This is a genomic window from Zavarzinella sp., assembly GCA_041399155.1.
Lineage (GTDB): Bacteria > Planctomycetota > Planctomycetia > Gemmatales > Gemmataceae > JAWKTI01.
Window position 1 is genome coordinate 1680813 of the sequence record JAWKTI010000001.1, and the last position, 19459, is coordinate 1700271.

The 19459-nt window shown below is 47.2% G+C and carries 12 protein-coding genes; 8 read left to right on the plus strand and 4 right to left on the minus strand.

Going from position 1 to position 19459, the window contains the following annotated elements; genetic code table 11:
• The first annotated feature begins 70 nt into the window (after positions 1–70).
• From R3B84_07010 to R3B84_07020, 3 genes are all read left to right on the plus strand, one after another.
• The gene (locus R3B84_07010; GenBank protein MEZ6140303.1) at positions 71–1303 is read left to right on the plus strand and encodes a hypothetical protein; all 1233 of its coding nucleotides are present in this window, start codon (positions 71–73) and stop codon (positions 1301–1303) included.
• Between the two features lie 320 nt (positions 1304–1623).
• Entirely contained in the window at positions 1624–2619 is a 996-nt protein-coding gene (locus R3B84_07015; GenBank protein ID MEZ6140304.1) for a DUF1559 domain-containing protein, read from the plus strand.
• 150 nt (positions 2620–2769) lie between these two features.
• The gene (locus tag R3B84_07020; GenBank protein ID MEZ6140305.1) at positions 2770–3735 is read left to right on the plus strand and encodes a DUF1559 domain-containing protein; all 966 of its coding nucleotides are present in this window, start codon (positions 2770–2772) and stop codon (positions 3733–3735) included.
• Here R3B84_07020 and R3B84_07025 read toward each other — a convergent pair.
• Both R3B84_07025 and R3B84_07030 read right to left on the minus strand, forming a co-directional pair.
• A complete protein-coding gene (locus tag R3B84_07025; protein ID MEZ6140306.1) occupies positions 3732–5693 on the minus strand; it encodes a HAMP domain-containing sensor histidine kinase in 1962 nt (653 codons plus the stop codon). The genes R3B84_07020 and R3B84_07025 overlap by 4 nt on opposite strands.
• An 8-nt stretch (positions 5694–5701) precedes the next feature.
• Complete coding sequence (locus R3B84_07030) at positions 5702–6433, minus strand: response regulator transcription factor (GenBank protein MEZ6140307.1); 732 nt, start codon at positions 6431–6433, stop codon at positions 5702–5704.
• A 282-nt stretch (positions 6434–6715) separates the two neighbouring features.
• On the opposite strand from R3B84_07030, the gene R3B84_07035 reads away from it, so the two are divergent.
• Positions 6716–8059 (plus strand): dicarboxylate/amino acid:cation symporter, encoded by a 1344-nt coding sequence (locus R3B84_07035; GenBank protein ID MEZ6140308.1) that lies wholly within the window; start codon positions 6716–6718, stop codon positions 8057–8059.
• A 253-nt stretch (positions 8060–8312) separates the two neighbouring features.
• Positions 8313–10097: a PQQ-binding-like beta-propeller repeat protein gene (locus R3B84_07040; GenBank protein MEZ6140309.1), complete on the plus strand. Its 1785-nt coding sequence runs from the start codon at positions 8313–8315 to the stop codon at positions 10095–10097.
• Between the two features lie 35 nt (positions 10098–10132).
• On the opposite strand, the gene R3B84_07045 is transcribed toward R3B84_07040, so the two are convergent.
• The gene (locus tag R3B84_07045; GenBank protein ID MEZ6140310.1) at positions 10133–11401 is read right to left on the minus strand and encodes a glucuronate isomerase; all 1269 of its coding nucleotides are present in this window, start codon (positions 11399–11401) and stop codon (positions 10133–10135) included.
• A gap of 124 nt (positions 11402–11525) precedes the next feature.
• On the opposite strand from R3B84_07045, the gene R3B84_07050 reads away from it, so the two are divergent.
• From R3B84_07050 to R3B84_07060, 3 genes are all read left to right on the plus strand, one after another.
• Complete coding sequence (locus tag R3B84_07050) at positions 11526–14471, plus strand: c-type cytochrome (protein MEZ6140311.1); 2946 nt, start codon at positions 11526–11528, stop codon at positions 14469–14471.
• Between the two features lie 109 nt (positions 14472–14580).
• Positions 14581–16845 carry a tetratricopeptide repeat protein gene (locus tag R3B84_07055; protein MEZ6140312.1) on the plus strand — a complete coding sequence of 755 codons (2265 nt, stop codon included), beginning with the start codon at positions 14581–14583 and terminating at the stop codon, positions 16843–16845.
• Between the two features lie 15 nt (positions 16846–16860).
• A complete protein-coding gene (locus R3B84_07060; protein MEZ6140313.1) occupies positions 16861–18399 on the plus strand; it encodes a hypothetical protein in 1539 nt (512 codons plus the stop codon).
• Here R3B84_07060 and R3B84_07065 read toward each other — a convergent pair.
• Positions 18377–19450, minus strand: a complete 1074-nt coding sequence (locus tag R3B84_07065; GenBank protein ID MEZ6140314.1) for a hypothetical protein — start codon at positions 19448–19450, stop codon at positions 18377–18379. The genes R3B84_07060 and R3B84_07065 overlap by 23 nt on opposite strands.
• Positions 19451–19459: the final 9 nt, after the last annotated feature.

Below are 19459 nucleotides of genomic sequence, written 5' to 3' on the forward strand. Positions count from 1 at the left end.
TTCCAAAACACCACTCGATTCACCCACATTTGTTTAGGATAGTGCCTGATAACAAAAACAGAGGATTACCATGATGAACCGACGAAATTTTCTGGGGCTTGCCGCATACAGTTGTCTCCCCTGGCAATTAACGGGAGATACGGTCCGACGATTGAAAGTGCCTGCAACCGCTGCCACGAAAGGACCAAAACACCATTTCTTTGGTTATTACGATAAATGTCCGTGGAATCAGAGCGGACAATACTTGCTGGCGATGGAAAACGACTTTATCGACCGTCAGCCGGAACCAAGTGAAAAACTGACCGTGGGTATGGTGGATCTGAAAGACAATTTCAAATACATTCCACTGGATACCACCCCCGCATGGTGCTGGCAACAAGGTACCATGCTGCAGTGGTTGGGCAGCGATGCCGAAAACAAAGTGATCTACAATGCCGTGGAAGATGGCACTTACGTTTCAGAGATTCGCGACGTAACTACCGGCCGCACAAGCACGTTGCCCAGACCAATCTATGCCGTCAGTGGGGATGGCAAACAGGCAGTTTCTTTACCATTTGACCGCTTACACCGTCTGCGACCAGGTTACGGCTATTGTGCTCTGAAAGAAAAATATCCGGATGATCCCGCACCGAAAGATGATGGGATTTGGTGGCTTGACATTCCCACTGGCAAAACAAAGCTGTTATATAACATCAATCAAATATCACGCCACCAGCCCGATGACCGGATGCGAGGTGCCATGCACTGGGTCAATCACCTGCAATTTAATCCCAAGGGCGACTGGTTTATTTTTCTGCACCGCTGGAAATTGTTTGAAAAAGGCTGGCAAACCCGTCTGTATGTGGGCAAAACCGATGGCAGCGAAATTCGATTACTGCTGGATGATGGGATGACCTCCCACTTTGACTGGCGGGATGACCGCACCATATTGGCCTGGGCGAAAACCAAAAAAGATGGCAATCACTTCTACCTGATCGATATCGAGTCGAAAGAAACCACGATTCTGGGTGGAGATGTTCTTAAGCAGGATGGCCACTGCTCCTACTCCCCTGATCGAAAATGGATTCTTAATGACACATATCCTGACAAAGATCGATTGCAATGGTTAATGCTGTATGAGGTTGCAACGGGGAAACGAATCGACCTGAACCAGTTTTTTCTTCCCAAAACCCTGACTGGCCCCTTCCGATGCGACCTGCACCCACGATGGAATAGGGATGGAAAACAAGTGTGTATCGACTCCGGCCACGCAGACACCCGTCAGATTTATCTACTGGATGTGGCAGAAATTGTTGAAAATTGAAAAATTTTGCCCATGCATTTCCATTTTTTAAGAATCTAACAAGTTTTTTTGAAAAAAAATGCCCAATAGATGAGGAAAGCTCTCATTAATACAAACACAAACTAAATCAATTCAAGTGCTTTTCAATTAATAACTTATGTCGAAAATAACTGGATGAAAAAATCTTTACTCATCAAATTTTCACCAATTCCACTCTGAAAATGAATGTTTATTCATGATAAATCTTCATAAAAAACTTGACCGGCTGATTCAAATCATGTTAAGTTCTCATCAATGTGGGAAATCTACCCGCTACTTCTTCATTTCTCAGAGGTTTTCTTATGTTTGGGATTTTGAAACCCAGGAAAGCGTTTACGCTGATCGAGTTACTTGTTGTCATTGCCATTATTGCAATTCTGATCGGACTACTACTACCCGCAGTACAAAAAGTACGCGAAGCGGCCAACCGATCAAAGTGCACCAACAATTTAAAACAACTTGGTGTGGCACTGCACGCTTACCACGATGTTAATGACGGCCTGCCCCGCACCATGCACGATACTAACTATAGCCCCGGCAGCCGAGGCTGGAGCTGGATTGCACAATTACTGCCATATTTTGAACAAGACAATTTCTACCGCCTCGCTCGCCCAAACGAAGGTGTGAATGCACAACCAATGAATGCCACCGTAAGTGGTGTGGTTTTAAGAACTTACATTATTAAAACACTAAAGTGCCCCAGTGATGTCTCGCCAGATCTGGGTGCCAGCGTTGCAAACAGTTTTACTGGTTCTGCTGTTACCAGTTACAAAGGGGTCACCGGTTCAAACTGGGCCTGGGGACGGGACCCGCTACCTCCAAATGGAACATTGAATATTTCGAACCCAGGCGGCTCTAATCATGGCTTGGATCGTGGCAACGGAGCCTTTGATCGCATGATGGAATTGATACGTCCTTTGATCAATCCAACCCAGCTTCCAGGACTAATTCCAAATGAAAATTCCACCCGTTTTGCCAGTATTACAGATGGATTAAGCAACACTTTAGTTGTAGGTGAATCGTCCAACCGAATTTCTCAACATACAGGTTTTTGGGGGCATTTTAACCACTCAGTGGGAACATGTGCACAACCATTGAACTACAAACAGCCCAATGGTCAGCCGTGGGGTATTGGTGATTGGGGTAACAACTATTCTTTTCACTCCTACCACACTGGTGGGGCGAACTTCTGCCTGGGTGATGGTTCTGTACGCTTTGTTCGCGATTCAATCAATATCGCCGTCTACCGCAATGCCGCAACGATCGCAGGTGGAGAGACCACATCGCTTGATCAATAAAAATTAGTGAATTTTCATTCATCATCATGATGAAGAAACTGTTAAGTCATGAAGAATAAATAATGCCGTGACACGGCGTACTCCCGCACAGTATAAGTACATTGTGGTGAAACTCTCCCACATTTTTCTTATCTCTGTTCTGGAGTATTAATGCACCGTAACCGTTATTCTCGTAAAGGATTTACCCTCATTGAATTGCTGGTGGTAATCGCCATCATTGCTATTTTAATTGGCTTGCTACTACCCGCAGTGCAAAAAGTTCGGGAAGCTGCTAACCGCTCCAAGTGTACCAACAATCTGAAGCAATTAGGTGTTGCATTGCACGCTTACCACGATGCAAACGATGCCCTTCCCCGCACAATGCACGATGGCGTCTATGCCACCAACAGTCAGGGTTGGAGTTGGATTGCACAAACGCTGCCCTATTTTGAGCAAGACAACATTCATCGTTTAGCAAACCCAGGGTCTGGCACTTTGGCAGCACCGATGAACTCTACCGTAAGTGGTGCGGTGCTATTAACTTATGTCATTAAAACATTGAAGTGCCCCAGCGACGTTTCGCCAGACCTGGGTGCCAGCGTTGCCAACGGCTTTACTGGTGCCGCAGTGACAAGTTACAAGGGTGTCACTGGATCCAACTGGCAATGGGGACAGGATCCGCTACCTCCGAATGGAACATTGATTATTACGAACCCAGGTGGCACTGGCGACGGGTTGAATCTTGGTAATGGCACGTTCGACCGCTATATGAAGCTTGTTACCGGAACAAACACAGCAGAAAACGTTGTTCGTTTTGCAAGTATCACCGACGGGCTTAGTAATACCCTTGTGGTTGGTGAATCTTCAAACCGTATTTCTCAGCACACGGGTTATTGGGGCCATTTTAACCACACAACTGGAACCTGTGCCCTCCCATTGAATTACAAACAAACCAATGGTCAGCCGTGGACTATTGGCGATTGGGGAAACAACTATTCTTTCCACTCCTACCACACTGGTGGGGCGAACTTCTGCATGGGAGATGGTTCGGTGAGGTTTGTCCGCGATTCTGTGGATATCAATGCATACCGTGCAGCTGCTACGATCGCAGGCGGCGAAACCTTAACTTTAGATTAATCGGCAAATTGCTCGTTTTGTAGATTAGGCACAACCACTTGAAAACAGGCCCCGCCTAGAGTTTTCGACTGTGTCAGCGTGATTTTCCCACCTAACAGTCTTACCCATTTCGTTGCTAACGCTAAACCGAGACCCACGCCACCTGCCTGGGTATCAGCTGTTGACCCGCGTCGAAACGCTCGAAAAATCCCTTTAGTTTCGCTTTTTTGAATTCCACTGCCACCATCTTCAACGCGAATTGTTGTTGCAAGAATGGTGGAATTGATTGTTACTGCAATTAAACGATTAGCTGCATCCCGGGTATACTTCTGAGCGTTATCAATCAGGTTGCTGACTACTTGATGTAACAATGTATGATCCGTGGTGATCCAGTGCTGTTTGCTGGTTTCTGTGAAAAGGCACAATTCTTTCCCCGCACTCTGGCAGCGTTCATACCACGATTGTTCGATACTGGCCATCCATTCTTCGATGGTGGCACAGGATTTAACCACTGCGGGGGCAGTTTTTTCTAACCTTGCAAAGTCCAGTACATTATTCACCAGTCGATGCAATCGTTCTGATTCATTTGCCAGAATGCTTAAATATTCTTTCCTAATCTGCTCATTCTGGATCATTCCCGAATTCAGCATGTCCAAATAGAGCTGCAATGTCGTCAACGGGGTGCGTAATTCGTGAGTTACTGCGGATACAAACCGAATTCGCCGCTCGGCAATGTCCACCAGAGTGAATCCCATCAGGCCGATTGCCAACAGTGCCAGCACTGCAGCAGCCCAGGCAGAAGCCAGCCCAATTCGTAAACCAGTCCAGCCCACCGGTGGGAGGTGGGCATCATGTTGTTGAAGTTGTGGCACATCAAAAGCCTCTCCCGTTTCAAGGATGATCGGGAAAGAAATCAACGATTGTTCCGGTCGAGTGGGTGGAAATTCCCCTGGCAATAACTTCGCATTCGGAAACAAGTCCTGAATATCTTTAGCCAGTGATTGCTGAAGTTGCGGCCAATCGATTCGAATCCCCTGATAGCGGATTCGCCCAGCAACAGAAACAGCACGCACCAGCAGAAGATCTTCGGGCTGTTCTGGGGAAGGCAACCACACCGGCTTCAAGGGGCCCAACAGTACCTGAACCATTTGGAATTGCCGTTCTTTGAAAGGATCACCCACCTCCTGCAAATCCAGGTTGTTATCCATTTCGTAATAGTTGTAAGTCCAACGCCCTTCACGCCGACCTTTAGAAATTGCTATCGACCTGCTGGTGAAATCATATGGCAGTTGATTTCGATTGCTCAGTTCTGGGGACTGATTGGGTAATTCGTCTCGACTGTTGGAAAGCATTAATTCCTGTGGTGGGTATTCAAGAACAGGCTGGTCTTCTGTGGGGATAATTTTTTTCTGAGTCAGAATGCGGTGCAGTTGTGGGTAAGGGTATTTTTCAGCAAGCACGCACAATTGTTCCTGCTTACTGGCAGTAACATTGTGTAATGCCAATTCCAAAGGCTGTTGCCTCAAAGAAGTTGCCATTTTGGGCGAAATCACCTGGGGTGAAGACCACCCCTTGGCAGGATCTACCTGGAAGTGCATACTCATCCAGTTAGGCAATTCTGAAGACAACAGTGGGGAAGGCAGGAAAAACTTACCAGGCTCACATGCTTTTCCGTCAGATGAAAGTGCGGGAAAAGGACTGTGGATGGTAAAATATTGCGAGTAAGGCCGCGATTCTTCTCTGGCCAACGATGGCGCCAGTCGTGAATCAAGACGCCACAATGCCTGCCGTAATCGCTCCGCATACAATCGATTCGATTCGTATGTTTTCTCCAACTGTGCGTTGTTCCAACTGGCTCTACGCTGGCTTTTTTCCACACGAAGTGCGGCATTGGTTGCCCAGGTCAACCCACCCAGGATCAACAGCGCAATGCCTGTAAAGATCAGACATTCCCGCATTCGCGTGCGAAGAAAACCCATGTTACTCCCTATTTCGCTTCTACTGGAATCTGGATTCCAGGCCCCACCATATACCCGGTGGAACGCACGGTGATAATAGTTTCAGGCGTATCCTGCCCGGAAGGTTCCTTCAATTTGGCCCGCAGGCGGGCAATATGCATATCCACAGTGCGGGTTTCCAGTCCTTCTGGCGATATCCCCCAGACTTTTTCCAGAAGCTCATCTCGCCCAATAGCCCTGTGCCGGTGGGACAACAGGTATTGTAAGAGTGAAGTTTCCGTTTCCGAAAGCTCGATTCGCTGTCCACAATTCCAAAGCAGTTCCCTGCGGAACAGATCCAGCGTCCCGAGTTCGCCGATGTGTACGGTCTGTGCCACTTTTGGTGCAGTGCTGACAATCCGTCGTAACATCGCCTCGACACGTGCCAATAATTCTCTGGCAGAGAACGGCTTAATCACGTAATCGTCCGCACCCAGCTTCAACCCACGAACGCGGTCATCTTCCGTTCCACGTGCGGTCAGAATAATCACTCCCCGCGTGGGGTGGGTTTTCCGCAATTCCTTCAGCACCTGCAAACCATCCATCTGCGGCAACATCAGATCCAACAGAATCAGATCCACCTGCTCCTGCCGAGACGCAATCAGTCCATTAGCTCCATCGCAGGTTTCTACCACTTCGTAACCGTGTAATCGCAAGGTATCAGCAATTCCTCTGCGGATCGCTGGTTCATCTTCCACTATCACAATTCTTGAACGCTTCATGGTACCACCTGTTGCATGGTGTCAACCTCATCCGCCGGTTCGAAGCATCATGCTCGATACTTTTTCACCACTATAACAACGACGATGAACGTAACAGGGATGTAACGATTGTGTAACAAACTGGTCAATTTTTCAGATTTTTTGACTTATTTCACATTTTTGGATCGTTTTGACAGTGGCAAAATGCCCGCGTGGTGAGGAAAATTAATGAGAATTTGCACAATGGCGAATTTTTCGTATTCTGAACGCGAAAGTCACCACGCCCAGGAGTGCTAGCCACACATGTCTGAAAAAGGAAAAAAATTTCATTTATACATCCTCGCAGGCCTGATCCTGGGTGCCATTGCAGGCGGGATTGTCAATTCCCTTGCAGGTGATGGGGGCCTGCCAAACAGTATTAAATTTTTGCTTAAAAATGTTACTGACCCGATCGGTGAGATTTTTAAGCGAATGCTTCTGATGACGGTGGTGCCACTGGTTTTTGCCTCATTATCATTGGGTGTCGCGCGGTTTGGGGATCTGACGAAACTTGGCCGGATCGGCTTAAAAACATTTGCCTATTTTCTATTCACTACCGCTTTTGCAGTAGGAATTGGTTTAATTCTGGTGAATATTATTCAGCCTGGCCGTGGTTTGCCCAAAGAAACCACCGAGCAGTTGATGGCAGAATATGCTGGAGAAAGTGAGAAAAAGTTAGAATCGAATGCGAAAGTGGATGTGAATACCTTTGTGAACATTGTTCCCAAGAATCCGCTTTCTTCTGCCTCGAATCCGAATAACAGTGAAATGTTGCCGATTATTTTCGTGGCGATCCTCGTGGGAGTTGGGATTACTCGGCTGCGCTTACCATTGGCACAATCGCTGACCACCTTCCTGGAAGCAGTTGGGGAAATTACCGTCTTTATTATTCAGATCGCAATGATGATTGCACCGGTGGGGGTCTTCTGCCTGATTTTTGGTACTACTGCACGCTTTGGCTTTGACCTGCTGGGTCAATTAGCCTGGTACGTAGGCACGGTGCTGCTAGCGATTGGCATCATGGCGTTTGTGGTTTACCCAATCATTCTGGTTTTTCTGGCGAAGCAAAGCCCATTTCAGTTTTACTATCGTGCCAGAGCCATTATTCTGACGGCGTTTTCCACCAGTTCTTCGAGTGCCACGCTACCCACATCGATCAAAATTTCTCACGAAGAGCTCAAAGTTCCCAAGCCAATTGCTGGTTTTGTGATTCCTCTGGGTGCCACCACCAACATGAACGGGACATCGCTGTTCGAAGGGATCACTGCCCTCTTTCTGGCCCAGGTCTTTGGGCAGAATCTGGAAATAGGTACTCAGCTATTCGTGGTGCTGATGTGCGTCCTGACGGCAGTGGGTGCGGCAGGTGTCCCTGGGGGATCAATCCCACTGCTGGCATCGGTATTGATTGTGGCAAATGTGCCACCCGCTGCCATCGCTCTGATCCTGGGTGTCGACAGAATTCTGGATATGTGCCGAACTACTTTGAATGTGGTAGGAGATGTGACAGCAGCCGTCGTTATCACAAGATTTGAAGGGAAAAACTTTCCGGACGAAACTCCCGGTGAGGTTCATGTTGTGGAAAGCAGTCACGTACTCCCACCCACGTAGGAGTGATTGAATATTGAGCTTAGCCGACGGCGATTGCCGCAGTTGATTTTCAGCCGGTTCTGCCCACAAACTTCATTCCCACCTAGGCGGGAATCCAGGTCGAAAGACTTGAAGTAGCACACTGAAATCTCGTTTTCTGTGGGAGTGAAAAGTCCCGTTTGGCCCCCACCACAACACTTTATTGCTTCAAGCCCGCCTGATTTCTGGTTATAATCATGTTAACCTTTACCCACGCTTGCCATGGATTCGTCACATGACTTGGAAATACATTACACTGCCCACACTTCTGTTTTCCATTCTTGCAACTGCATTACTGTGTTTAGAAACACACTTTACACCGGGTAGTAAACCATTAATTGCAGCACCGTCGTTGCCTCCGCGATCGAATACAGACTACTACATGTTTGGCGGCTCACCATCGAGAAATTTTGTGAACACCCTTGAACACAATTTAAGCACCGAATTTCCAGTTGATCCTGAAGATCCGTCGCAACACATCATTGGAGATCGCCTGGTAAGAAAATTGAAACTTGGAAACAGGGCTTACGGTGGACCGACGATTGCTGCAGGTCGCATCTACGTCGGCACGAACAATGAGAATCCTCGGAATGATCGCGATCGAAAAGCTCGATTTCCATGTGACGAGCCAGTGCCCTTAGATAAAGGCATCCTGATGTGCTTTGACGAAAAATCAGGTGACTTTTTGTGGCAGGCCGTCCATGACAAGTTAGAACTATCAACTATATTCAGTGACTGGCCGAAAGTAGGAATTGTTTCAACTCCAGTTGTTCGTGACAACCGTGTCTATTATGTTTCGAACCGCTGCGAACTAATGTGTGTTGATGCCAAAGGGTTGACGAATGGCAACGATGGGATGAAGAAGGAGCAGTATTCAACAAAGATTGATGCTGATGTGATCTGGAAATTAGATTTGATCGCCGAATTAAAGGTTTTCCCACACAGTATTTCAAGTTGTTCTCCTCTGATAGTGGGTGACCTTATTTATGTCGTTACCAGTAACGGGGTAGATGAAGCCCATATATCCTTGCCTGCACCAGAAGCACCGAGTTTTATTGCGGTGAACAAATGGACTGGAAAAATTGTCTGGCAAAGCAATCTCCCTGGCATAAACATTATGCACGGGCAGTGGTCTAATCCTGCATACGGCGAGATCAATAACGTGCCGCAGGTGGTCTTTCCGGGTGGTGATGGCTGGCTGTATTCATTTGAACCTTTAACAGGCAAATTGCTGTGGAAATTTGACGCCAATCCCAAAGACGCCGTATGGCAGAATGGTGGAAAAGGGACGAAAAGTTACTTTATTGGAACCCCGGTGATCTACAATCAGCATGTTTACATTGGTGTGGGACAAGATCCAGAACACTTTGAGGGTGTCGGATACTTTTGGTGTATTGATGCCAGCAAACGTGGGGATATTTCCAAAGATCTTTTAATCAGTGGTAAAGGTGCCGAGGTTAAAACAAAACCCAATCCCAATTCCGGTGCCGTATGGGTGTACGGGGGATTTACGCCAGAAAAATTCGGACTCAGGGATTATGAGTTTGGTCGAACGATTAGCACCGCCTGTATTATTGACGATATTGTGTATATTGCGGAGCTAGCTGGTTACGTTCACTGTCTGGATGCGAAAACAGGCAAATGTTATTGGCATTTTGATACGAGAAGTTTGATCTGGGGATCGTGCTACTATGTCGATGGGAAAATTTTGGTTGCAAATGAAGACGGTGTACTGTACTTCTTCAAACACTTAAAATCACCAAAAAATTATCACATGCGCGCAATTACCCATCAAGCGGGAACAAATGCTTACGAAAAGGCGATTGGAAATGAAAAGGCGAAAGTAACCGCAGCAAATCTCGAAATTAGGACAAAATCAAGAGAACTCTATCAAAAAATAAAACACGATCTGTTAGTTCAGAGAATTGAATTCGAAGAAGCAATTCGTGGCACACCGATTGTTGCCAATGGTTTGTTATATATTCAGACAGAAGAGCATCTATATGTAATTAAAAAGTGATCGCAGTCAGTTTCGATTCCAATGATTTATTTTTATCAAATCCTGAATATTTCTCTGGTATTATCCCGTAACAGGCGTTTTCCGAGTTGAATAGCCTGAGTTTCGTTCAAATTTCCCGTCTGAACAAAATTTTCAGCCAGAACCTGAGCCAGAATTCGGCGGTACATATTAAATTTCGGTAATACAAATTCCAACTTATAGGCATCACTGTAATACCCGATCAGCTTGGTTTTGGGAACGGCCTGCAGGCGTTCCTGCAAGTCCCTGCCAATATAAGCGGGGATGTTCGAATACCACCAGTGGCCGTTCGGGATAACGTTGGGGAAAATCCACGAGTAAGCAACCAACTCCTGATTTTGCCCACTGGTCAGCACCGAAACCGGGAACTTCACCGTGGGAAATGCATTAAATAACGCACGGTACTGCAACAGACTGGTGCGTTGATCGAACAGATCCTGACCCTGGAAGACACCATTTTCATAGACCCGGCGGTTGACACCAATCATGAGATCGAACGGCAAAGAAAATTCGCGGCAAGCCTCTGCCAATTTCCAGAATACCGCACATGCAAGTAGTCGCTCTTCTTCGGCGGTGCGGCTTTTCTGGGCAAACAACCGATCAAAATTTGCATCATCAACTGCAACGGGTGCGAAATCAGGTGGCAGAGAAATCGCACATGCTTTCGCATTTTTGCTGAGAAAATGCTGAAATAACGCTGTAATTGCCTGTTTCAACTGCTGTGCATTTTCCACAGTGATGCCGGTGGCTTTTGCCAGGCGTTCCTGCACAGCAGGATTGCCAATTTGAAAAACCAGGCTGTCCGTGCGTAAGCACGGAACATACACCTGTGGGTCAAAGCCCGCCAGTGGATCATCAAACTCATTGGTAAGGAAGATTTTTTCCAGATTAGTTTTCTGAAAAACGGTTTTTTCCCAATCTTTGTGCTGAAAACGCTCAACAGAGGTCTGAAATACTGTAGCCGCGTTGTCGGCACCGATCTGGTCTTTCGATAAGCCCAGAAAAACTTCTGCAATTTCCACAAACCAAGAATATTGTGCCGTATTATCAATTCGTGGAAGATACTCCAGAAGTCGAGCTACCCGCTCGGCCTTCGGAAAATCTTTCGCCAGATAATCCTGTGGCATCCCCGCGGAGTGGGACAGTTCTGTGTAGTAGTGGTAGCCCAGAATATCATCAATGGTGCTGGAAACCGGGCTTAACGGTTCAATATGGGAATGGGGATCGATTAAAGGAATTTCACACAATCCAGAATAAAGATCCTGTTGCAATTGTGAACTTGTCATTCGAATTCTCACCGAGCTTGGCGTACGTTTTGTCGATTTCACCACCGACTTGCCGTTTCACCGTTGACCTGAAAGTACATATCGTTGATAATCATTTGTTTTACAGAATGTGGGAGATTTGTTGATGCGTACCTGTTTGATCGTGCTGTGCTTTCTACCTCTGTCGTACGCACAAGGACCAATTGCCCCTACCGAAGCGAACCCACCTGATAAAGAACAGGCCATGTTCAAACTACCTGCTGGTTTTCAGGTCCAACTTGTTGTAAGCGAACCCACCATTCAGAAGCCGATGCAAATGGCATGGGACAGTCGTGGGCGGCTGTTTGTCACCTGTTCTGAAGAATACCCTTACCCCGCGAAAGGCAAAGCAGGTAAAGATCGTCTGATGATGATGCACGACTTTGGTGCGGATGGCAAACCGCAAAAGACGACAATTTTCGCAGATCAATTGAACATTCCCATTGGCTTGCTGCCGCTGCCTGATGGCAAGACAGTATTGGTCAGCAGCATCGATACGGAAGGACCGCAACCAGGGTGCTGGATCTACCGACTGACTGATAACAACGGTGATGGCAAAGCGGATCAACGGGAAAAACTGTACGGGCCCTTCGGTATTCAGGATACCCACGGAATGGTCAATTCGTTTTTGTTACTCCCGGATGGGTGGGTGTATGCTTGTCATGGTTTTTCCAACACTTCCAAAGTGAAGGGTACCGATGGACACGAGATCAACGTTCACAGCGGCAACGTTCTTCGCTTCAGGCCAGATGGAAGCCGAATTGAAGTGGTTTCTCGAGGTCAGGTAAACCCATTTGGGCTGACAGTTGATGAGTATTTTCACATTTATACGTCGGACTGTCATTCGAAGCCGATTACTCAAGTGATTCCCGGAGCCTATTACGATAGTTTCGGGAAGCCACATGATGGCACTGGCTATGGTCCGGATATGATGCGGCACACCCACCAGTCAACAGGTTTGTGCGGTGCGTGCTGGTATCAGGCACCACAGTTTCCCAAAGAATATCAAAACAACATTTTCCTTTGCAACGTAGTGACCAATCGCATCAATCGAGACACCATTTCATTTCGAGGTGCGTCCCCAGTGGCACAGGAAAAGCCAGATTTTCTGGTCAGTGAAGATCCCTGGTTTCGTCCGGTGGATATCAAAGTGGGTCCGGATGGGGCACTTTACGTTGCAGACTTTTACAACTGCATCATTGGGCATTACGAAGTACCATTAACCCACCCCCGCCGCGACCGTCAACGTGGGCGGATCTGGCGAATCAGTTATGCACCGGAAACAGCCAAACCCGTCGCACCCCCAAGTGGGATCCAACATCTGAATGATCAGGACTTAGACGAACTGTTGGGTTCAGAGAACCTCACCACAAGATTACTGGCAACTCTGGAGATGCAGCACCGAGGGGCAAAATTGCCTCCTGTGAACCCAAAGCAGAAAGAAAAACCCCAGTACCATGCACACCGTGCATGGTTGACAAAAGAAGCGTCTGCATCACTTCATGCCCACGAAGTCGCTGCAATTCATCAAACGGTTGCGAGTGCGGTAAGGTTCAATCAGCTCGATGTTCGATTTGATCCGCTGCAATCAGCACAGATGAAACGGTTGATTGCAGAACAGATGGCAAAATTCGCCAGAACTTCTGATTTACAAGCAGTTTATGGCGAATTCATCGCTTCCGCAAACGACCCTTACCTCCACCACACCTGTAAAATCGCTTTGCGGGAAATAATTGCGAAAAACCAATCCACTTGTTGGGAAAAGCTAACCCCAGATCAGTGGGTCAGAATCGCCAATTTGCTGACGATTTCCAGAACGAAAGATACCGCAGCATTTGCCGCTAAACTTTTGTCTAATAAGAACTTACAGCAGGCAGACCGGCTGGCACTGGTGCAGCACGCTATCGACCAGGAAATTGACCCACAGGTGGTGTTCCAGAATTTACAGCATGCAACATTTTCATCTCCTGCGGAGCAAATTGCTGCAGAAAATACCTGGCTGATTCAGGTGCAACGCAAGAAGGCAGTGATTGCCGCACCGATTAAGGAATATTTTCAGAAAAAATTGACACAACTCTTTGCTCAGAAAGCAGTTCGGACAAATCCGGAAATATGTCAGTGGGTAGTAATTTTGCAATTAAAACAGTTTGAACAGGAACTGCAAAACACTCTTCAGGCTAGGGAATATCCCACAGAAGTTCGATTGGCTGCAGCTTCTGCCTGGTACCGCCTTGTACCAGAGGACAGCAGCTCAAAACTGGCTGCCAGGATGTCAAATTCGTCTGAAACAATCCCACTGCGGGTGGGGATTGCAGAACTGATCGGCCAAAGGGACGATCAGCGGGAAATGATGTTGCAACTGGTTGATATCACCCCGGGCCTGCTTCAGGAAGCGATTGGCCTGCAATTGTGTCAAACGATTCCGGGCACCGATGCCCTACTGAAAAAAATTGAGGTGGGCAAAGTTTCTCCAAGGCTATTGCAGAACAAACTGGTGATCAATCGGATTCGTACGCACCAACAGGCTGGTTTTGAAGCCAAAATCTCGAAATTAACCGCAGGATTACCCAGCCTCGACCAACGAACCAAAAACTTAATCGTGGCCCGCACGCAGAGCTTTGCTAAATCGCAAGTTGTGGCAGGCACAGGCAGAGAATTGTTTGTCAAGAATTGTGCAATCTGCCATCAGGTTGGGAATGAAGGTGGTAAAATTGCCCCGCAATTGGATGGGATTGGGATTCGAGGTCCCGAACGACTTCTCGAAGATATCCTGGATCCTTCACGAAATGTGGACCATGCTTTCCGCCAGTCACGAATCGAATTGGACGATGGCACAAATATCGTAGGATTAATCAAAGTCGACGATAATAAGCAACTGGTTATCTATGATGGACTTGGGAAAGAATATCGCTTTGAAGCAAATCGCATTGTCAGCAAAAAACACTCGAATCTGTCTGCCATGCCAGCCGATTTCGACCAGAAGATCTCAGAGAAAGACCTGGAACAGATTTTGCACTATCTGCTGTCTTTGAAAGCCAGCACTAAAAATTAATTTTCTCTCACATATTGGCGAAGCTCCCCATTTCGTTCGTACTTTGCCGATAATATGACTTGTGCAGTATTGAAACTGATGTTCTGGGCCCCGGGAAGAGGGAATTGAAATGCGTGTCTGTTCCGTTCTTGGCCTGTCAGTGGCATGGATCATCTGCACAATGTTGGGCGCATCTGCACAGGATGATTCGCCACAAATCATCCCTGCCAAAGAAGTTACATCGACAGATGAAGCTCTCAGAGATGCCCAGGCTCTTTATGGCCTTGGCTTATTGAAGCACCGCGCTGACCACATTCTTACGGCCAAGAAAATACTGGAAGAGGCACTTCTCAAGGATCAGGAATCGCTCGAAATTCGCAAAATTCTGGTTGATGTTTATGTCAGGCTGGGCAGAAACGATTTGGCATTAGCAGTAGCCCGAGTGGTGATGCAAAAAGAACCAGAAGATTATATAACCTGTTACAAATATAGCAACTTACTTACCCAGGCGGGCGATATTCCGGAAGCGGTGCGAGCTTCTCTTCGCACTGCGTTACTGATTCCGGTAGAACAGCGTCCTTCAGAAATGGTGCGTTTATTAGACAAAGCATCCGAGCGTGCGGTAGTTGCAAAAATGTACCCCGAGGTACTTTCCAGCACTGCCCGCCTGACCCAACTGATTACCACCCAACGTAAGGAAATATTAACCGGAAATGGAATTCTGGTGGGTGAACTGGAACTGATTCTGGCAAATTCGTGGGAACGCAATGGCGATGCCCAATTAGCATTGAAGGATTTCCGGGCGGCAATTGTATCCTTTCGCGAAGCGAATGATGTTTGTAAAAACAGCAAATATCCCGATGTTCAGGCAAAAATCGCCAGACTTTACTGGCAACTGGCACAAGTGGCTCTTGCCCAGGAAAGCTGGCAACAAGCCTATCAATACGCCTCTTTATATGTCGACACCGCTCCAGTTGAACCTGCTGCGTACCGCCTGAAGATGGAACTGCTTCGTAAGCTCAATCGGGAACGGGATGTTTTGACAGAAGCCAGGCGATTTGCAGCTGAACATTCCCGAGTGCTTGCCGCACAACTGGTGTATGCGGAGCAGTTATCGCGACAACAACCGGAATTCGGCACCAGTAAAATCTATCAGAAAGAAGCGGAGAGTATTTTTCTTCGCCTGGCTGGAAAAGAGCCCACAGTGCAGGTTTATCAGGGGCTGTTTCGCTTGTACACTCAGCAACAGCGCCAGTCAGATATAATTCAACTGATCGATGCGCAATATCAACAAGTAGAAGAAGCAAAGCAAAAGATCGACCCCCTGGCGAAAGCACAGTTAGCAGCGATGCTGGAAGTGCTACGAACTGATCGGGAAATTACGAAATCCCTGCTTGTAGTGGCTATTTCTGAATCGCAGCGAACCACAGAACGCTCGATGAATACCATCTACTTTCTGGCCTCGATGGCAGAACAGACCCAGCAATTGGAACTTGCTGAACGATTGTTTCGGCAATGTCTGGCTACCGCAGCGGCAGAAAAAGAAGCAATGGTTTACAGTGCCCTGCTTTCGATCTTGATGAAACAGCGAAAACATCTCGAAGTGGTGCTATTGTGCGAAACCACCCTGAACGATCAGCGTCGGGCTCGGAACACCAATAAAGTCTTGTTCTACAGCAACTTAGCGTTGGCACAGTTGGAACTTGGGAAGTTTCAGAATGCATTGGATGCCATCGAACAGGCAGTACGGATTTCATCTGATACGAACAAAGTGATCCAATCCAGTCGTAAAATTCTCATTCTTTCGACCATGGGTAAATCAACGGAAGCAATCGCATTTGGCACTGATTTGTTAAAAAAGCTTAATCAACCAGAGCAAATTCGAACTATCAAGTCTGCTATTGCCCAGGCGTATGGTGCTGCTGGAAAGCATGTTGAGGCGGAAGAGTTATTACGGTCAATCCTGGAAACTGACCCAGGTTCTGCACTGACTCTGAACAATCTCGGTTACCAACTTGCGGTTCAGAACAGCAGGTTGGAAGAAGCCGAAGAACTGATTCGCAAAGCAATTCAACTGGATAATCTTAAACGCTCGTTAGCGGATGATGCACCAGAAAACGCTGCCTACTTAGACAGCCTGGCATGGGTGCTGTTTCGGAGAGGAAAACTGGTTGAAGCAGATGATCTTTTGAAGAAAGCCCTGAACTATCCTGAAGGAAAGGAAGACCCCACAGTGTGGGACCATTTTGGCGACGTTTCTCATCATTTGGGACGTAGTCAGCAAGCAAAAACTGCGTGGGAAACTGCCCACGAACTACTGAAAGATTCTCAAAAACCTGTTGATATCAAACACCGCGAGGCAATCGAACGTAAACTAAAATTGTTAAGTTATTGACCGATTTCAAGCACTGTGCCACTGCATTTTCAAACTCCGCAACAGGATGGTGAATATCTGGTCTATCCAGACCGGAACCGCTGGACGGTACTTGCCACCAGCAACGATCAATGTTGCAATGCAATCTCAAAGTGGCCCGAGAAGCAGACTTTTGAGCAGTTTCGCCAGACAGCTAGACAGGAACTCTTGCACTTTCTTCAGGCTGCACCGATCCATGCAAATGTCCCGTGGGTGGTGACTGGCCATCAACCGGAATTATTTCACCCCGGTGTTTGGCTCAAAAACTTCCTTGCAAGCAACGTAGTATCCGGTGCGTTCAGCCTGAATCTCATCGTCGACCACGACATCGCCAGGCCCACAATCACCGTTCCGTTTCTCAAAGAGAAACAATTCCGGAAACATCGTATTCGCTGGCAAATGGGTAGTCCCGCAACGTGGGAGCACAGTGCCAACGGTAATACCGAATGGCTGGAAAAAGTGATGGCAGTGTTAGCCCAGTTGCCAGATCGCCCGATATTACTGGATTTGCTGGAAAATCATCCCGATTTGCGTCAGATTGAACCATCAGAGCCAGTCTGGAAACTTTTTTTTCGCTGGCGAAAACATCTTGAGACCATGTGGGGATGCCAGAACGCCGAACTCGCCACCAGCGAACTGAGTACGATGACATTTTTCGGTCGCTGGGTGCGTTACCTGGTCCTTCGTGGGCACGATTTCTTAAAAAATTATAATGAATCAATCCAAGCTTACCGGCTTGAATATGGCATTTCCAACCCTGTACACCCTGCCGCACTGCTCACAAGCGATAATGATCGATATGAACTTCCATTGTGGTATCTTGAAGGCAATGCACGATTACCTGTAACAGTTGAACGAAAGTCTGATCGTTTCACTATTTACGCCGGTTCTCAGCATTGGGATTGGCCACTGGATGAAGATGACTTTGTGGCGCAATGGCAGCAACTACCACTCCAGGCTAAACAATTTCGCCCCAAAGCGTTACTGCTCACGTTAATTGCCCGCTTGACGCTGGGTGGGTTGTTTCTGCATGGAATCGGTGGTGGGCTTTATGATCAGGTGACAGATCGAATTATTCAGACTGAATTTGGAATATCCCCACCGCCATTTGCAGTGGGAACGGGCACCCTGCGGCTGAAATGGAATGGACCGATCGTGACACCACGGGATCTCCAGCAAGTAAGACAACAGCTAAGGCGGTCTTACTGGAATCCGCAACAATTTGTGACTCTTTCAGATGAAATTAATGGCTTGATTTCTGCACGCTTGAAAGCGGTTGGTCAGAGCCCCAGATCAATGCTGGAGCGCCGACTTAAAAACCGGGAAATTCGAAAATTGAATGCGGAAATTCGCACCCACATGCAACAGAAGTTTGGAGAGCTTATAGAAAAACAAACAAATATAAGCAAATCGCTATATAGCCGACAGGCTTTGCAATGGCGGGAGTACCCTTGGATTGTTTACCCACAGGACACTCTACGCACCTTTTTAAGTGGTAACCAGAAGGGATCGCTTAGCGTTGCGGAATTGCAATAAAGTGGGGCTTCGCCAGAAACAACTTCACTTTGGTAGGCGACTTGGCGTTGGGATCATCAACTTCAATTTCAGATATTTTTGCAGCATGCTGTGCAATCAGAGGATCGTCTTTATCCACATAGTCCCCCACACAAACATAAGTGGCAGCCCGCGTGTGATAGATGTAGGCTGGCAGTTGCATTTTGCGCAACATGGCCACATTATCCCGGGCGATCATCGCTGCCTGCTCCAGTTTGCTGCCTATTTCCTGCGATGCACGTGGGCCAGAATTGCTGGCACCGCTGCTCATGACGAATTCACCACCATTTAACGACCGCACTACCATGGTGTATTTGTTTTTGGTTTTGTGAACTAAGCTGTATTCTTCGCTGACATTCAGACTGATTGTGAAATCATCCAGTTTTTCCACCGTTTGCTCGTGTTGTTCGCCAGCCAGGAGCGGATTTCGACTGGCAAATGCCAGTTTGCACGGATTCCAGTTGTTTTCGATTTTTTTTTCTTTGTTATCTTCCTGAAACTCAACCACTTTCCCGGCAAATTCTGTAGGAACCTTTAATTCCCTTACCCATTTGGCATAGGCAGTAGCCGCTTCAAACGTTTTTAATTCGCCTTCAGGATGTCCTACAAAAACGGAGAACTCGTTATCGATGGGTGAATATCTAAATCTCAACAGTTCCGGAACAAGCGGTAAACCCTTTTGTTTAATCTCACGGACTCGTTCATTAATTGCTTGAATTCTTTCTTCACGTGCTGCCACTCTTTTCGGATAAGCACTATCAAAGACGTATGCAGGGATCTTGGCACGGGTCTTCAGAAATTCTGCAAAATTTTCCGCCAGTACCTGGCCACGTTCCCCTTTGAAAGCAGAAACCAGAACAAGATACTTACCATGTTCGGGATTCAATGGATAGCGGTGCACTGGTTTCTTGATTTCAGGGGGCATAACCACCACGTTATTCGCACTTTGACCTGGCAGGTCAAACTGAGCCCAACTGTGGGATACGACACTGGCAGTGAAAGCCAATGCGACGATACACTGGTATCGAAACATGAACAACCT